Here is a 16,118-nt window from a genome sequence, read left to right on the forward strand (position 1 = left end):
TGGTTAATACCGCTAATTGGTCTATAATCGCGCCAAAATTTTTACCAAGTTATTTAATTTTATATTTAAGAGGGCTGACAATGGCTATCGAACGTACTTTTTCTATCGTAAAACCTGATGCAGTAGCAAAAAATGTTATTGGTCAAATCTACAACCGTTTTGAAACTGCCGGTTTAAAAATCGTTGCTTCTAAAATGGTTCACCTGAGCAAAGAAAAAGCTGAAGGTTTCTACGCTGAGCACAGCGAGCGTCCTTTCTTTGGTGCTTTAGTTGAATTCATGACTTCTGGTCCAGTTATGGTTCAGGTTCTTGAAGGTGAGAACGCTGTTCTTAAAAACCGTGAAATCATGGGTGCTACTAACCCAGCTGAAGCTTTAGCCGGTACTTTACGTGCTGACTACGCTGATTCAATCGACGAAAACGCTTGTCACGGTTCTGATGCTTTAGAATCAGCTGCCCGTGAAATTGCTTACTTCTTCTCTGATGACGAAATCTGCCCACGCACTCGTTAATCAAAGCGTAAAAGCAGATAAGCCGATGCTTTAGCTTCGGCTTAATAAGCCTGAAAAAGGATTTTATCGATTCGTTGGTAAAATCCTTTTGCTTTCTTCTGAGCAGGCTGATTTTTGCCTTTAACCGTTAACGATAAATAATATTTTTGTCAGCGCAGTGCTTATTGAATAGAGAAAAAGTGCGTTAATAAAAGTGTTATTCGTTGATTAAAATTGTCACCTTTGTATGAAAAGTGTACAATCTTGCCCCTTTTAAATTTGCTGTTTTGAGATCCCGATATGAATGAAAATATAACCGAATCGACTGCCAAGGTTAATTTACTTAATTTTGACCATCAAATGATGCGTGAATATTTTGCTTCTATCGGTGAAAAACCTTTCCGTGCCGACCAGCTGATGAAGTGGATCTATCACTTTGGTTATGACGATTTTGAGAAAATGACCAATCTCAATAAAAAGCTCAGGGAAAAACTGCAAAGAAATTGTGAGATCAAGGCGCCGGAAATCTCGCAAAAGCAGGTATCAAACGACGGCACCATCAAATATGCCCTGATGCTTGAAGGCGGCCAGGAAGTGGAAACGGTATGGATCCCGGAAAATAACCGGGCAACCCTGTGTGTTTCTTCCCAGGTGGGTTGTGCCCTTGAATGTAGTTTCTGCTCGACCGCGCAGCAGGGATTCAACCGTAACCTCTCCATGTCGGAGATCATCGGCCAGGTATGGCGTGTTGCCAACGATATCGGTGCTACCCGTATTGCCGGCACCCGTCCCATCACCAATATCGTGATGATGGGCATGGGCGAGCCTTTGCTGAACATGAAAAACCTGATCCCGGCATTGGATACCATGTTAAACGACCTGGGCTATGGTTTGTCAAAACGCCGGGTAACCGTCAGTACTTCCGGCGTGGTGCCTGCGCTGGATATGTTAAAAGAGAAAATCGACTGCGCCCTGGCGATTTCCGTGCACGCGCCGAACAATGCCTTGCGTGACGAGTTGGTGCCGATCAATAAAAAATATCCGCTGGAAGACTTCCTGGCGGCATCGCGCCGTTATATTGAAGGCTCTAAAGCCAACAAGCAAGTTACGGTGGAATATGTGATGATAGATCATCTCAATGACAGCACAGATCAGGCCCATGAACTGGCTATCGCCTTAAAGGATACCCCGAGTAAGATTAACCTTATTCCTTTTAACCCCTACCCGGGGTCGCCTTATAAGCGCTCCAGTAATTCCCGTATCGATCGCTTCGATAAAGTGCTGCAATCCTACGGGTTGACGGTGATCACCCGCCGTACCCGAGGTGACGATATTGACGCCGCCTGTGGCCAGTTAGCCGGTGATGTTCTCGACAGAACCAAAAGAACTGGAAAAAAACAGGTGAAAGCTGATGAAATTTCAGTAAAAATGGTGTGATAACACATTCGGCCAATGGCATCAGTTCGTTATGGATAAATTTAAACCGGTTATTTTGAGCCTTGCGGCATTAACTATGCTCTCCGGGTGCGTGACCCGGGAATATGCCGGTGACAATACCCCTGTGGTACAAAATGATTCCAGTAACGACGATATTGCCCTGACCCGGATCTCCCTGGCGCTGGGGTATTTAAAAATGGGCAATACCACCCAGGCCAAGTCCAATCTGGAAAAAGCCAAGCGTTTTGCCCCTAAGCTGGTGCAGGTGCATACCGCTTTCGCCCATTATTATGAAACCGTAGGTGAAAACGAATTGGCGGTAGGGGCCTATGAGCAGGCCCTGTCCCTGGATGCGAATGATGCCGATACCCTGAATAACTACGGGGTGTTCTTATGCCGGGAAAACCGCCTTGAACAGGCCCAAAAGCAGTTTCTTAAAGCCATTGCCGTACCCAGTTACCTGCAGGTGGCGCAAAGTTATGAAAACCTGGCGTTATGCCATTTAAAAGCAGATAACTTCAAACAGGCCGAGCAGTTTCTAGAAAAAGCCATTAAACATAATCCCAGCCGGGCGGCAGTTGTGCTGCAAATGGTCAGGCTGCAATATGCCAAGCGGGATTATCGCCAGGCCCAGCTTTACCTGCAAAAATTTGAAAAGGCGGTACGCCGTTTTAGCGCTGAAGCCCTGGCATTGGCTTACAAACTGTATAAAAAGCAGGGCAAAACCAGTGTCGCCAACAATTATGGCGTGATGCTGGTGAAGGTGTTTCCCACTTCCTGGCAGGCGAAACAGTATTTAGTTAATGAACTGGCACAAATACCCGCCGATGAATTGGCGCTGCGTTATCAAAAAAGCCGGCAGGGGCAGGCGAGTGCGAAAAAGCGTGTCGTGGTGCTGTCGCCGGATAAAAACCAAACTGTGGTCAAAGCGGATAACAACAAGGCGGTTTTAGCCAAGACAGCAGAGAAGAAACCGAAACAGCAAAAGCAAGGGAAAAAGCGGTCAAGTGCCGATTCAAAGCCACAAACAACCATTACTATTCCGGTACATGTTGTAGAATACGGGGATAGTTTATTTTCCATTTCCAAGAAGTATAATATTTTTATGAGAAGCATTCAGCGCTGGAACAACCTTAAAGAGTCCAGCATCTTACGTGTAGGCGATGTTATTTATTTATCCAATCCGAACAAGGCGGCAAAATCCTGATGAGTGATGAAAACACCGCATCCGAATTATCCGAAGACATGGAAGTAATAGGCCCGGGACAGATGCTGGCGGAAGCCCGGATACAGATGGGACTTTCACAGGAGCAGGTTGCCGATAAGCTTAATTTCCGCCCAGGGCTGGTGCGGGATATCGAAGCGGAAATCTTTGATAAATCCCTGCCGACGACGTTTAATCGCGGTTATTTGCGCAACTACGCCAAGCTGGTGAATATTTCCGTAGAGCAGGTGCTGGCCAGCTATGAAATGCTGGGAGTGGCCGAAGCCCAGGGGGCTGAGCTGCAGAGCTTTTCTAAGATCACCAAGAAGCAGGCGGAAACCAACCTGGTGATGTGGATCAGCTATCTGGTGATTGCCCTGCTGATTGGCTCTACCGTGATGTGGTGGTTGCAGGATGTTAAAGACGAAGATAACAGCTTGAACTTGCCGGAGAAAGCGCCGATCGAGACGCCAAAAGCAGAGGTTGTCGCGCAGAGTGCAAGTGGTATCAGCCAGGCCAATGAATCAGAAACAGCAGCGAAGCCCTTGACTGCCTCAGCAGAGCCGGGCGAAGGCGCACAGCCGTTTGCTGGTGGACAGGAAATTGCCGGGCAGGAACCCTCAGCTGCCCAAGCCGAGCCTGCTGTTGGTGAGGTGAAGGAAGAGATACCGGCACAGGTGGCTGAGCAGGTAGAAAGTGCTGAGCGTGAAGTCGCGCAACTTGATGCCGGGGACAGTGCAGCAGCAAGTGTGGATGAAACACGGGAGCTAGCGGCCGAGCAAATACCAGAGCAGGCAAATCCCATGTCTACCGCGGTATTTACTTTTTCCGGCGACTGTTATGTTAATATCTTTGACGCCACCGGCGAGCGCATTGCCTACGGCCTGAAAAAATCCGGTTATGTGATGACCATTTCGGGGGTTGCCCCGTTAAATATCACCATAGGGCGCCCGGATCTGGTGGCCATTAATTTTGACGGCCAGGAAGTGGATATGTCCAACTATCCCGGCAGTAATATTGCTAAATTTAACTTACCCATGAACCCGCCGGGTCCGTAAAGCGTGTGTTGAGCGCTAAAGAATAAGTTGAATTAATTTGTTTTGCACTGGGTCGGGTTTTCCCGGCCATTGCCTTAAAGAAATGTTGAATTGTTATGTTTAAAGAATCTCCGATCATCCGCCGCAAGTCCCGTCAAATCATGGTGGGCAATGTCCCCGTAGGCGGCGATGCGCCGATCTCGGTGCAGTCCATGACCAATACCCTGACCACGGATGTGGCGGCCACGGTTGCCCAGATCAAATCACTGGAAGCCGTCGGCGCGGATATCGTCCGGGTCAGCATACCGACTATGGATGCGGCAGAAGCCTTTAAAGAAATCAAAAAACAGGTCAGGGTGCCGCTGGTTACCGATATTCATTTTGATTACCGTATCGCCCTGAAGGTGGCGGAATATGGCGCCGACTGTTTGCGCATCAACCCGGGTAATATCGGTAATGTCGACCGTATCCGTGCGGTAGTCGACTCGGCCCGGGACAAAAATATTCCCATCCGTATCGGGGTAAATGGCGGCTCGCTGGAAAAAGATATCCAGGCAAAATATACCGAACCTACGCCGGAAGCCCTGCTGGAATCTGCGATGCGCCATGTCGATATCCTCGACGGTCTTAACTTCCATGACTTTAAGGTCAGTGTCAAAGCCTCCGATGTCTTTTTGGCGGTCGGGGCCTATCGCTTATTGGCCAAGCAAATTGATAACCCGCTGCATTTAGGCATCACCGAAGCGGGCGGTCTGCGCTCCGGCTCGGTAAAATCTTCGGTTGGTTTAGGCCTGTTATTATCCGAAGGCATAGGCGATACCCTGCGGGTGTCGCTGGCGGCGGATCCGGTGGAAGAAATCAAGGTTGGGTTTGATATCTTAAAATCGCTGAAATTACGCAGCCGCGGCATTAACTTTATTGCCTGCCCGAGCTGCTCTCGCCAGGAATTTGATGTTATCTCCACCGTTAATGCCCTGGAAGAAAGGCTGGAAGATATTGTCACCCCTATGGATGTGTCTATCATCGGCTGTATCGTCAACGGCCCGGGGGAAGCCACGGTATCCGATCTGGGCTTGACCGGCAGCAGCAAAAAAAGCGGTTTCTATCTTGACGGCGTGCGCCAGAAAGAGCGTTTTGACAACGACAAGCTGGTCGAGCAGCTGGAAGAACGCATCCGCGCCAAGGCAGCGAAGCTTGATGAAAGCAATAAAATATCGGTCAAAGAAATCGATTAATCACGATCCGGCGCGCATTTTTCAGGATAAGTTAATTCCTCCGGCATTATTTACGTTTTGCCCTAATCTGCCTATAATGCGCGCAGTTATTTAATTCAAGATAAAGAGTACCCTATACGTGAGTAAAACTATTCAGGCAATTCGTGGCATGAACGATTGTTTGCCTTCAGAAACAAATATTTGGCAAATGGTGGAATCCGTATTAGCACGTGTTGCCAGTAATTATGGTTTTGCCGAAATACGTATGCCGATTGTTGAGTCTACTGCCCTGTTTAAACGCTCTATCGGTGAAGTTACCGACATCGTTGAAAAAGAAATGTATACCTTTGATGACCGCAACGGCGACAGTTTAACCTTACGTCCCGAAGGCACCGCAAGCTGCGTGCGCGCCGGTAATCAGCACGGTTTACTGTACAACCAGGAACAGCGTTTATGGTATATGGGGGCGATGTTTCGTCACGAACGTCCGCAAAAAGGACGTTATCGCCAGTTCCACCAGTTTGGTATCGAAGCCTTTGGTATTGCCACGCCGGATATCGATGCGGAAATTATTTTGCTCTCTGCCCGTTTATGGAAGGAACTTGGCATCAATGAATTTGTCACACTAGAGATTAATTCATTAGGCTCTAATGAAGAAAGGGCGAATTACCGTGATGCCCTGGTGGCATACCTGAAGGAAAAAGAGTCGTTATTGGACGAAGACAGCAAACGCCGTATGTTGACCAATCCGCTTAGGGTACTCGACAGCAAGAATCCGGATGTACAGGCCGCTTTAGTTGACGCGCCTAAGCTTTCCGATTATTTTGGTGACGAAACCAAGCAGCATTTTGCGCAGTTGTGCCAGCGTTTAGAAGCGGCGGGCATTAACTATGTATTAAATGAACGTCTGGTGCGGGGCTTAGATTACTACAACCGTACCGTGTTCGAATGGGTGACCGATAGTTTAGGCGCCCAGGGCACTATTTGTGCCGGCGGACGCTACGATGGTCTGGTGGAACAGCTTGGCGGTAAAGGTACGCCGGGATTCGGATTTGCGTTGGGGATTGAACGCTTAGTATTAATGTTAACCAGTTTGGATAAAGTTAATAATGTTCGCCCGCAAGTAGATGCCTATTTGATCACTTTAGGGGAAGGGGTTGATATCCGCGGTGCAGAGCTCGCCGAATTATGGCGGGATCAGGTACCGGATATTCGCCTGCAGTGCCACTGTGGTGGCGGCAATATGAAAAAACAAATGAAACGCGCGGACAAATCCGGCGCCCAGGTTGCCCTGATTTTAGGGGAAGACGAACTGGCGCAGCAGAAAGTCACGGTGAAATACCTGCGCGGGCAAAATGAGCAGCAAAGCTTGCCGTTGGATGAAGTAGCAAGCTTATTAACGAATTTAATTTAAGGGTTAGTTGTGGAAATTTATCAAACAGAAGAACAACAAGTTGATGCCATCAAAAAATTCTGGAGCGAAAACGGTAACGGTATTATCGCCGGTATCGTTTTAGGTTTAGGCGGATTTGTCGGCTTTAACTTGTACCAGGACAGTGTTTTAGAGCAGGAACTGGCGACCTCGGACGCCTATCAGACCCTGATCGAATCGGCAGAAAAAGAGCCGGAAGCCTTCTCTGCCAAGGGCGATAAGTTTATTCAGGATAATGCTGCAACCAGTTACGCCTCGTTAACTGCCCTGGCGCTGGCCAAAGAAATGGTCGATAAAAAAGACTGGGCGCAGGCAGAAAAATATCTGCAAACGGCAGTGGATAAGGCGCCAAGCGAAGGCATTAAGGCCATTGCCACCATACGTTTAGCCCGCATCCAGATTCAGCAGGAAAAGCTGAGCGAAGCATTAGCCAGCTTATCCGGCCAATTGCCTGAGTCTTTTACCGCTTCGGTACAAGAAATCAAGGGTGATGTTTACCTGCAGCAGGAGAAAAAGGATCTGGCCCGTAATGCCTACCAGGCAGCCATTGATGCCGACGGTTTAGCGTCAAGCCCGGGTCTGCAAATGAAATTGGATGATTTGGCCCAGGTCATTGATTTGGGTGCTGTGGCACTTAACGATTCTACTAGCGCTTCAGACAGCTCTTCAAATAAATAATGGGGCTTAATGTGGTATTAAAAACAACAGCCTTTAATAAAAAACTGTTGGCAGTATTACTGCTGTCGACGGGCCTGATGGCATGCTCTTCCACCGACGACGAAGATGAAGGTGAGAAAGTTGCCGAACTTGTCGAAATTCAGGAAAGATTTGAGCCGGAAGTGGTTTGGGATCGCAGCGTCGGCAATGGCGTAGAAGATTATTTCTCCCGTATCAAACCTGTTTCTGCCTACGGCAAAATATTCAGTGCCAGCCGTGAAGGTGAAGTGGTGGCGCTGGACAGTGCAACCGGTGACCAGGTCTGGGAAATTGATCTCAGCGACGTCAACCAGGAGCGTGGTTTTTTTGAAGGCAGCCGTTCGGCGTTGCTTGCCGGTGGTCCTGCCACAGGCATGAATAAAGTGTTTATCGGCAGTGAAAACGGCGAAGTCTTCGCGCTGGATGCCGAAACCGGGGAGCTTTCCTGGCAAGCGGCCATTAAAGGCGAAGTCATTGTAGCGCCTGCTTTTGACAGCAACACTTTAGTGGTGAACAGTGCTTCGGGCGTACTTAAGGCCTTTAATGCCACTACAGGCGAAGAGCTTTGGAAGATTGAACAGGAAGTACCGCCGCTGAGCCTGCGTGGCATCAGCGCACCTGCGGTCGCCTCGGGCGGGGTTGTGCTCGGCTCTGCCAGCGGTGAAGTCGGTGTTTTCCTGCTGGAACGAGGCCAGCAGGGCTGGGTAGCTGAAATCGGCGAGTCCAGCGGTTCAACCGAACTGGAACGCGTGGTGGATGTTGATTCAACGCCTTTGATCTTCGGCGATAAAATTTACTCGGTTTCCTCTAACGGTAACCTGGCGGCGATTGATTTACGCAGCGGCCGTATCTTATGGAAAAGGCAGTATTCTTCTTATCGCCAGTTGGCGATCAGCGGCAATACCCTGTTCTTGACCAATATCAGCGGCCATGTTTATGCCATCGACCGCATCAACGGCCTGGAGCGCTGGAGTAACCTGACCCTGACCAACCGGGGCGTTACCGGTCCTGCCGCCGTCGGCAATTATGTCGTGGTCGGGGACTTTGAAGGTTACCTGCATTGGTTAGATCAGGAGACCGGAGAAATTGTCGCCCGGCATCATGTTGACGGCAGCGGCATTCATGCCACGCCAACCGTCGCCGAGCAGATCTTGTTTAGCCAGGCCCGCGACGGTGAACTGCAGGCCATAAAAACCCCCTAGGGCGTTTTGAACTAAAATTATAGACGGCTCCGGAGTATTTGGCTCCGGGGCCGTTATTCGTTATTAACGTAAAGTTTTTAATCTACTGTTTATTAGAAATATTGAGGTGATCATGCTTCCTGTAGTAGCTCTTGTTGGGCGTCCCAATGTTGGCAAGTCAACGTTATTTAACCGGCTGACCCGCAGCCGGGATGCGTTAGTGGCCGATTACCCCGGCTTAACCCGTGATCGCCAGTACGGCCAGGCGGAAGTGGAAGAACATCCCTTTATTGTTATCGATACCGGCGGTATCCACGGCGATGAAGAAGGCATTGATGCCTTGATGGCAGAGCAGTCTCTGATGGCGATTGAAGAAGCCGATGCGGTGCTGTTTTTAGTCGATGCCCGCGCCGGATTAACGTCTGCCGATGAAGGCATTGCCTCTTATTTAAGAAAGCAAAATAAAACCGTGTTCCTGGTCGCCAATAAAGTGGACGGCATCGATGCCGACTCGGCGGTGGCTGAGTTTTATGCTTTATCTTTAGGGGAGACGGTACATCAAATTGCTGCTGCCCATGGCCGTGGGGTTACCCAGCTGCTCACCCTGGCCCTGACGCCACATATCGAAGCCCTGGGGCAGGAGAAAAGCGAAGAAGAGCAAGTCGAGGTCGCAGAAGGGGAAGAAGCAGATCTTGAAGATCAGCCGGATGAAAATGACGGCATTAAGCTGGCCATTATCGGTAAGCCTAATGTCGGTAAGTCGACACTTACCAACCGTATCTTGGGTGAAGATCGGGTGGTGGTTTATGATATGCCGGGCACAACCCGTGACAGTGTTTATATCCCGATGGAGCGTAACGGCCGGGACTATACCCTGATCGATACCGCGGGGATCCGCCGCCGTAAAAATGTCACCGATGTGGTTGAGAAATACTCTGTCATTAAAACGCTGCGGGCGATAGAAGATGCCAATGTCTGTTTACTGGTAGTTGATGCCCGGGAAGGGTTAAGCGATCAGGATTTAAGCCTGCTCGGCTTTATCCTTGAAGCCGGACGTTCATTGGTCCTGGCGGTGAACAAATGGGACGGACTGGATGAAAGCGTGAAAGACCGGATTAAGTCGGAATTAGACCGCCGTCTCGGTTTTATTGACTTTGCCCGTATTCATTTTATTTCCGCCTTACATGGTACCGGTGTTGGTCATTTGTTCGAGTCGGTTGAAGAAGCCTTTGTTTCCGCCACCAAGCGGATTTCCACTTCTATGGTCACTAAGATCCTGGATATGGCGGTATTTGATCACCAGCCGCCGATGCATAACGGCCGCCGTATCAAGCTAAAATACGCCCATGCCGGTGGTTATAACCCGCCGATCATCGTCATTCACGGTAACCAGGCGAAAAAACTGCCGCCTTCTTATAAGCGCTACTTGATGAATTATTACCGCAAGTCGCTGAAGATCATGGGGACACCGATCAAAATCGAGTTCAGGGAAACCTCGAACCCGTTTGCCGGTAAGAAAAAACTGACCTATACCGAGCAGAAGAAAATAGCCCGGGCGACTCAGGGTTATAAAAAGGATTGATGTTAACCGGGCTAAGGTGGTTTTGTTGAAAGCCACCTGAGCCGCGTTAATTTTCCCCGCCGCTTCCTTAAAAATGCTTCCCGTCAAATTGAGCTGAAGCTGGCTAAATAGGGTTGCTTTTAAGCGCTAATTTTACTACTGTAAAAAATTATTTTGCGTAAGTGATTTTTACTTATGGCAAGCCTTTTGTTTTTCACCATGTGTAAAGGAAGTTATGGTTAATAAGCCCACCCAGGTTGATATGGTAAGCCGCTTAAACCGTAATCTGGGCTTATTACAGGCCGGGGCCGTAGTTACCATAGACGTTACTACGCCCGCTGGCCAAAAAAGTAAATTCAGAACCACTTTTATCGGCTATCTGCCGAAACAGTATGTCTTAATCCAGATCCCCGATGCCAATAAACTGGGTAACTTCGGTAAGTATATCTACCAGGGGGCCAAGGTCACGGTACGCGGTTTAATCGAAGGCCGGGAAGGAGCCGTGGTAGCATTTGTCAGTGAAATACGCCAGACATTACAAATCCCTTCACGCCTGATGGTGCTTGATTTTCCCAAGCAGGTTACCTTGCAGAAATTACGCACCAGTATTCGCATTGATACCGAAATTATTGCCAAGGTCAAAGTCAAACAGGAATACTGGACCGGCATTATCACTGACTTGTCCATTAGCGGTTGCCAGCTGCAAATCGTCAATGGTGAAGAGTTGATGCTGCTCAATGAAGATGAGCTTGAGATCACCATAGAAGATGAACAGGCAGCAGCGAATGTTAAACTTGAAGCTAAGGTTTGCAACAGCAAGCAGCTGAGCAACGGCATTTCCTTCGGGGTGGAGTTTAACGACAGCAGCCGGGATTCGGTGACCAGCCTGCTTCATGATACCCTGGATGCTAAAGCGGAATAAATCTGTCCCCCTGTTTCTCTCAGGAAGGGTGCTGTTTACCGTTTTGTACTCTTATGAAGTCTTTCTAAGGAATTAATTGATAATTATACAAAAATTTTTCCTTATTTTACGCCTGGTTGTTATTTAACCGTTATACTGAAAATGCAGCGGAAAATTCCGTACGCTATTAATTGTATTTAATAAGCAGCATTCTGTTAACAGTAACTAACTTAGGTATCGAAAGAGCTCAAAATGAATAAAGGAACAGTGAAGTGGTTTAATGCGGAAAAAGGCTTTGGTTTTATCACCCCTGAGGGTGGCGGCAAAGATATCTTTGTCCATCATTCACAAATTCAGAATGGCGGCGGTTATGCCAGTCTGGATGACGGACAGGAAGTGAAATATGAAGTTGGCGAGGGGTTAAAAGGTCCTTGTGCCAATAATGTGATGCCTGCTTGAGTTGTTAAGCTTTAATATCAGCCAAGTACAGTACCGGGTTACGGATCACCAGGTGTTGGCAGTCCGTAACCTTGCTTTGAACCCCTTAGTGCTTTTATTCCTTATTCGCTAATACCCGGGCGTTAATTTGCCCTTTCGATAACTGGATCGCGATAGTATCCCCGCTCTCAACTTGCCCGCTGTCCCTGAGAATATTGCCCTTGTCATCCCTTACTATACTGTAACCCCGTGCCAGGGTCGCCAACGGGCTGACGATATGCAGCTGTTCAATAATTGAGGCAAACTGTTCGCCTTTTTGCCGGTAAATACGTTTGATGGCGTTAATTATCCGCTGCTCATTTTGCTGTGCGGCCTGCGACATCCCGGCGATGTCTTTTTGCGGCGATAAATGCATCAGGCGGGTTTTAAGCTGCTCGGGGGCTAAACGAAAACGTTGCTGTTCCCGCCCGATCGCCTGTTTAAGGCGTATCGCCAGTTCATCTGATTTTTGCTGCTGGCTTTGCAGTTGCTGCTGCGGATGCACCTGGTTTAACCTGTGCTGCAGGTTAATGCTGATTTTTTGCCGGTCGCTGAGCTCACGGCGGGCGGCGATGGTCAACCTGTGTTTCAAGCCGGCGAGTTTGTCCAGCAACTCGCTCTTATCCTGGGACACCAGTTCGGCGGCGGCGGAGGGAGTCGGGGCGCGAAAATCGGCGACGTAGTCGGATAAGGTAGTATCAATTTCATGGCCTACAGCGCTGATGGTGGGGATTTTACTTTGATGGATAGCCCTGACTACGGCTTCCTCGTTAAAGCTCCATAAATCTTCTAATGAGCCGCCACCACGGCCGACAATAAGTACATCACATTCATTTCTGGTATTGGCCTGATTGATGGCATGACAGATATCGTTGATAGCGTATTCTCCCTGTACCAGGGCCGGATAAATCACGGCGCTGATGGCGGGATTGCGACGCTTAAGCACGGTTAAGATATCTTTGACCGCAGCGCCCGTGGGTGAAGTAACTATGCCTACGCTTTTAATGTTATCCGGTAATACTTGCTTAGTTTGCTGGGCAAATAAACCTTCGGCATTTAAACGGTTTTTTAACTGTTCAAACTGCTGGCGTAATAAGCCGTCGCCGGCATCTTCCATCTGTTCGAGGATCAGCTGGAAGTCGCCCCTGGGCTCATATAAAGAAACCCGGGCCTTTACCAGTACCTGCTGGCCGTTTTTCGGTTGCAGGCGCACCCTTTGGTTATTGCCTTTAAACATGGCGCAGCGCACCTGGGATCTGGCGTCTTTGAGGGATAAGTACCAGTGTCCTGAGCCGGCGGCAACGAAATTGGATATTTCCCCTGTCAACCACACGGTATTAAGTTCGCTCTCCAGGATAAAGCGGACTTTTTTGGTGAGTTCGCTGACCTGTAGGATATTCTGCCTGCTCATAGGTGAAGGTGCTTTACTGTGTTTTCATTATTGTGGCGGGAGTATATCAAAGGAAGAAATGAAGTACACAATTAGCCGGTTTTTCGGCAGAAAAAATGCCAGTTTTCCCTTGGCAAGAGGTTGTTTGGCTAGGCATTATTTGTTCAGAGGGATGTTTTTTCAGCAGCAGCTGTCTTAGACGGAGCCACTGTTTTTCCTCGGTTTTTTAAGAATCAGTCAGGATATTTTAAGAATTCATCAGGGTTTTTTTAACATTCCGTAGGCTTTTATCAGACCGCCTTAATATAGTGATGGCGATAAAGAGAAAATAATAAAGACAAAAAATAAATACAACAGGCGAAGGAACGCTCAGGGAGATAGATATGCCATTGAGATCACATATGGGGTTTGCGGATCCGAAACAGAAAAAGCATTTGGTTGCCCGGGCCGTCATCGCGGCTTTAGCGTTGGGCACATTATCGGGAAATACGGCACTGGCCCAGGACGGGGAAAGTGAAAAAGATCTGGAAGTGATCACGGTAACGGCGCAAAAGCGGGTGCAGAATATTTTAAAGGTGCCGGTCACGGTAGGCACCATCAGTGAAGATTTACTGGAAGAAACCGGCGCCATCAACCTTGATGAGGTGGAAAAATTTATCCCGGGTTTTAACTTTGACGACGATACCATGACCCAGGCCGGGGTCGAGATGCGCGGTATCAAGAGTATCAACATCAGTGTCGGCGGCGATCCCTCCACCGCGACTTTCTATGATGATGTCTATATGCCCAGGGCTGCGCAAAACGTGATGTTTTCCGATATGGCGCGTATTGAAGTACTCAAAGGCCCCCAGGGCACGTTATTTGGCCGCAATGCCGCCATGGGGGTGGTAAATATGGTGCCTAAGTCGCCGTTTGCCGACTTTGACAGCTTTGTCAAAACCACCTTAGGCACAGATAACCTGCGCCGCTTTGAAGGCATGGTCAATATTCCCTTGAGTGAAAACGTTTATATGCGTGCCAATGCCTTAAGCAACTCACAGGACGGTTTTGTCGATAATCTTGCCCGTCCCGAGTGGAACCAGGATAATAAGGTTTGGGATCTGGGGGCGAAAAACCATGATGCCGCCCGTATCGCTTTTTTATGGCAAATTTCCGAAGTCACCGATTTTCAGCTGTCCTACGACTGGGATGATCTCAAGCAGGCCTCTTCCATGGCCATAGGCACCAGCGAGTATGCCTATAACGGTGGGGAGAACCCCTTTGCCTTCAAGGCGGAAAATGATGTCGAAGACGGCACCGAATCCCGGGATATGTACGGTATTACCGCCAAATTCAATCATGAATTTAACGATCAGCTGTCGATGAAATATGTGCTCAGTTACCGTGACTGGGAGACAGAAAACCGCGAGGATGAAGACGGTACCGCGGATATCACCCGCTACTTCGATACCAATAACCTTGAAGACTCAGATATCCTCTATACCGAACTGCAATTGAATTATGTTGACGATAGAATCAATGCCGTGGCAGGATTTTCTTATTCAAAAGAGAAGGTGAAGCAAACCACTCAGCTGCATATGACAGGCGATACCGCAGCCCGGTTGGTGACGGGGGATTTAAACAACTTTATCCGCCAGGGATTTGCCGAACAAATCGCCGGGGAGATCGGCGGCAGCAGCGATGCCCACGCCGAGGCGGCTTTTGGCCCCGGGGTGACCTTTGACGGTGCGGTAGAAGCTTTCTACCGTGCCAGCGACTTCCCGATGGATCACATGTGGCAGGCGGATGAATGGGCCAATGCCCTCAATACCTTGGGCTACGCCGATGCCATTATGGCCGGCATAGGTATGCCGGGCCAGGCACTGACCGCCGATGTCGTGACGGCCACCGGCGATGTGACCTATGATATCGTGGCCCAGCAGTTGGGCATTGCCGAGATCTTCGGTCCCAGTTATTCCGGCGCCTTCTGGCAGGAGAATATCCACAATACCGGTGATTTTACCAACTGGGGTATATTTGCCGATGTCGACTACAGCATCACCGATGACTGGAATGTGATTGCCGGCCTCAGGTACTCCAAAGATAAAAAAGATTTTACCTGGTTGATCCCGCAAAATTCCTATGCCGCCGATGGCTTGCGCCCCGGGGTCAGCAACCTGATCTTTATGCCGGTGGACATGCGCGCCGATGATGAATGGGACAAGATCACCGGCCGTTTGGTCACCAGTTACCAGCTCAGCGATGATCATATGGTGTTTGCTTCCTATTCTACCGGTTATAAATCCGGCGGCTTTGACTCCCTGACCCCGAGTGAAACCTCGTTTGAACCGGAAGACACCACTAACTATGAATTGGGTTATAAAGGCATTTTATTCAATGCCCTGGTGGCCAATGTCAGCGTTTATTACCTGGAGTTGGATAACCTGCAAAATACCGTCGACTCCAAACAGCCGGGCAGCCCGCAGGCGGTGCCGACCATTATCAATGAAGACAGGGAAATTACCGGGCTGGAATTGGACCTGCGCTGGAGTGTCAGCGACAGCCTGATTTTGGGCATGGTTTCTGAAGTTCGCAGCACGGAGAATATCACCCCGGAATTTTATAACGGCGAAGGGGATCTGATTGCCGCGCAGAAACGCTCCCACGACGCCAGCGCCAACTATACCCTGACCCTGGACTGGATGCCGGACTTTGGTATCGGCACCACCAATTTCCATGTCGATTATGTTTACCTGGAAAATATCAATGACCAGCAGGTGGGTCTGGAAGATTATAAAAAGGCGGTGCCAGAATACTTTAAAGACACCAAGAACTTAAATGCCCGCTTATCCTGGGCCAATGAAGATGATAATTTTGAGTTGGGCCTGTGGGGGAAAAACCTGCTGGATGAGCAGGTTATTACCGACATTGGCGGCCTGACCGCGGATGTGATCGGCACCCCCCATGGCCGTATCAACCGCGGTTTTGAGGCGGGTATCGACATGAAATACAGTTTTTAGCCCGGGAAGCGTCAGTAGCTGCTAAGGCTGATGTATCTTATTGGCGTCAACGGCCGGCATTTTGTCGGCCGTTTTTTTAAGTTTCCTTTCTTGAAATT

13 protein-coding genes are annotated in these 16,118 nt (G+C 49.1%); 12 read left to right on the forward strand and 1 reads right to left on the reverse strand.

Features of this window, described 5'->3' with window-relative positions; genetic code table 11:
* Window positions 1-80: 80 nt before the first annotated feature.
* The 11 genes from ndk (at window position 81) to QL234_RS00730 (ending at window position 11,613) form a co-directional block, all read left to right on the forward strand.
* Entirely contained in the window at window positions 81-512 is a 432-nt protein-coding gene (gene ndk / locus QL234_RS00680) for a nucleoside-diphosphate kinase (RefSeq protein ID WP_044831864.1), read from the forward strand.
* Between the two features lie 279 nt (window positions 513-791).
* The gene (locus tag QL234_RS00685) at window positions 792-1,928 is read left to right on the forward strand and encodes a bifunctional tRNA (adenosine(37)-C2)-methyltransferase TrmG/ribosomal RNA large subunit methyltransferase RlmN (RefSeq protein WP_281555948.1); all 1,137 of its coding nucleotides are present in this window, start codon (window positions 792-794) and stop codon (window positions 1,926-1,928) included.
* A 31-nt stretch (window positions 1,929-1,959) separates the two neighbouring features.
* Entirely contained in the window at window positions 1,960-3,135 is a 1,176-nt protein-coding gene (pilW, locus tag QL234_RS00690) for a type IV pilus biogenesis/stability protein PilW (protein ID WP_281555949.1), read from the forward strand.
* Complete coding sequence (locus QL234_RS00695) at window positions 3,135-4,190, forward strand: RodZ domain-containing protein (protein ID WP_281555950.1); 1,056 nt, start codon at window positions 3,135-3,137, stop codon at window positions 4,188-4,190. The genes pilW and QL234_RS00695 overlap by 1 nt, the downstream gene beginning before the upstream one ends.
* Before the next feature lie 95 nt (window positions 4,191-4,285).
* Window positions 4,286-5,404 carry a flavodoxin-dependent (E)-4-hydroxy-3-methylbut-2-enyl-diphosphate synthase gene (gene ispG, locus QL234_RS00700; RefSeq protein ID WP_281555951.1) on the forward strand — a complete coding sequence of 373 codons (1,119 nt, stop codon included), beginning with the start codon at window positions 4,286-4,288 and terminating at the stop codon, window positions 5,402-5,404.
* A 118-nt stretch (window positions 5,405-5,522) separates the two neighbouring features.
* A complete protein-coding gene (hisS, locus tag QL234_RS00705; RefSeq protein ID WP_281555952.1) occupies window positions 5,523-6,797 on the forward strand; it encodes a histidine--tRNA ligase in 1,275 nt (424 codons plus the stop codon).
* Between the two features lie 9 nt (window positions 6,798-6,806).
* Window positions 6,807-7,493: a tetratricopeptide repeat protein gene (locus QL234_RS00710; RefSeq protein WP_281555953.1), complete on the forward strand. Its 687-nt coding sequence runs from the start codon at window positions 6,807-6,809 to the stop codon at window positions 7,491-7,493.
* Between the two features lie 11 nt (window positions 7,494-7,504).
* A complete protein-coding gene (gene bamB, locus QL234_RS00715) occupies window positions 7,505-8,713 on the forward strand; it encodes an outer membrane protein assembly factor BamB (RefSeq protein ID WP_281555954.1) in 1,209 nt (402 codons plus the stop codon).
* Window positions 8,714-8,825: 112 nt separating this feature from the next.
* Window positions 8,826-10,274, forward strand: coding sequence for a ribosome biogenesis GTPase Der (gene der / locus QL234_RS00720; protein WP_281555955.1), 1,449 nt, complete (start codon window positions 8,826-8,828; stop codon window positions 10,272-10,274).
* A gap of 214 nt (window positions 10,275-10,488) precedes the next feature.
* Window positions 10,489-11,175 carry a PilZ domain-containing protein gene (locus tag QL234_RS00725; protein ID WP_281555956.1) on the forward strand — a complete coding sequence of 229 codons (687 nt, stop codon included), beginning with the start codon at window positions 10,489-10,491 and terminating at the stop codon, window positions 11,173-11,175.
* Window positions 11,176-11,406: 231 nt separating this feature from the next.
* Window positions 11,407-11,613, forward strand: coding sequence for a cold shock domain-containing protein (locus QL234_RS00730; RefSeq protein ID WP_281555957.1), 207 nt, complete (start codon window positions 11,407-11,409; stop codon window positions 11,611-11,613).
* A 94-nt stretch (window positions 11,614-11,707) separates the two neighbouring features.
* Here QL234_RS00730 and xseA read toward each other — a convergent pair whose 3' ends face one another.
* Window positions 11,708-13,042, reverse strand: coding sequence for an exodeoxyribonuclease VII large subunit (gene xseA / locus QL234_RS00735; protein WP_281555958.1), 1,335 nt, complete (start codon window positions 13,040-13,042; stop codon window positions 11,708-11,710).
* Window positions 13,043-13,404: 362 nt separating this feature from the next.
* Between xseA and QL234_RS00740 the strand changes: the two genes are divergently transcribed.
* Window positions 13,405-16,020 carry a TonB-dependent receptor gene (locus QL234_RS00740; protein ID WP_281555959.1) on the forward strand — a complete coding sequence of 872 codons (2,616 nt, stop codon included), beginning with the start codon at window positions 13,405-13,407 and terminating at the stop codon, window positions 16,018-16,020.
* Window positions 16,021-16,118: the final 98 nt, after the last annotated feature.

The organism is Thalassomonas sp. RHCl1, assembly GCF_947387555.1.
Taxonomy (GTDB): Bacteria; Pseudomonadota; Gammaproteobacteria; order Enterobacterales; family Alteromonadaceae; genus Thalassomonas.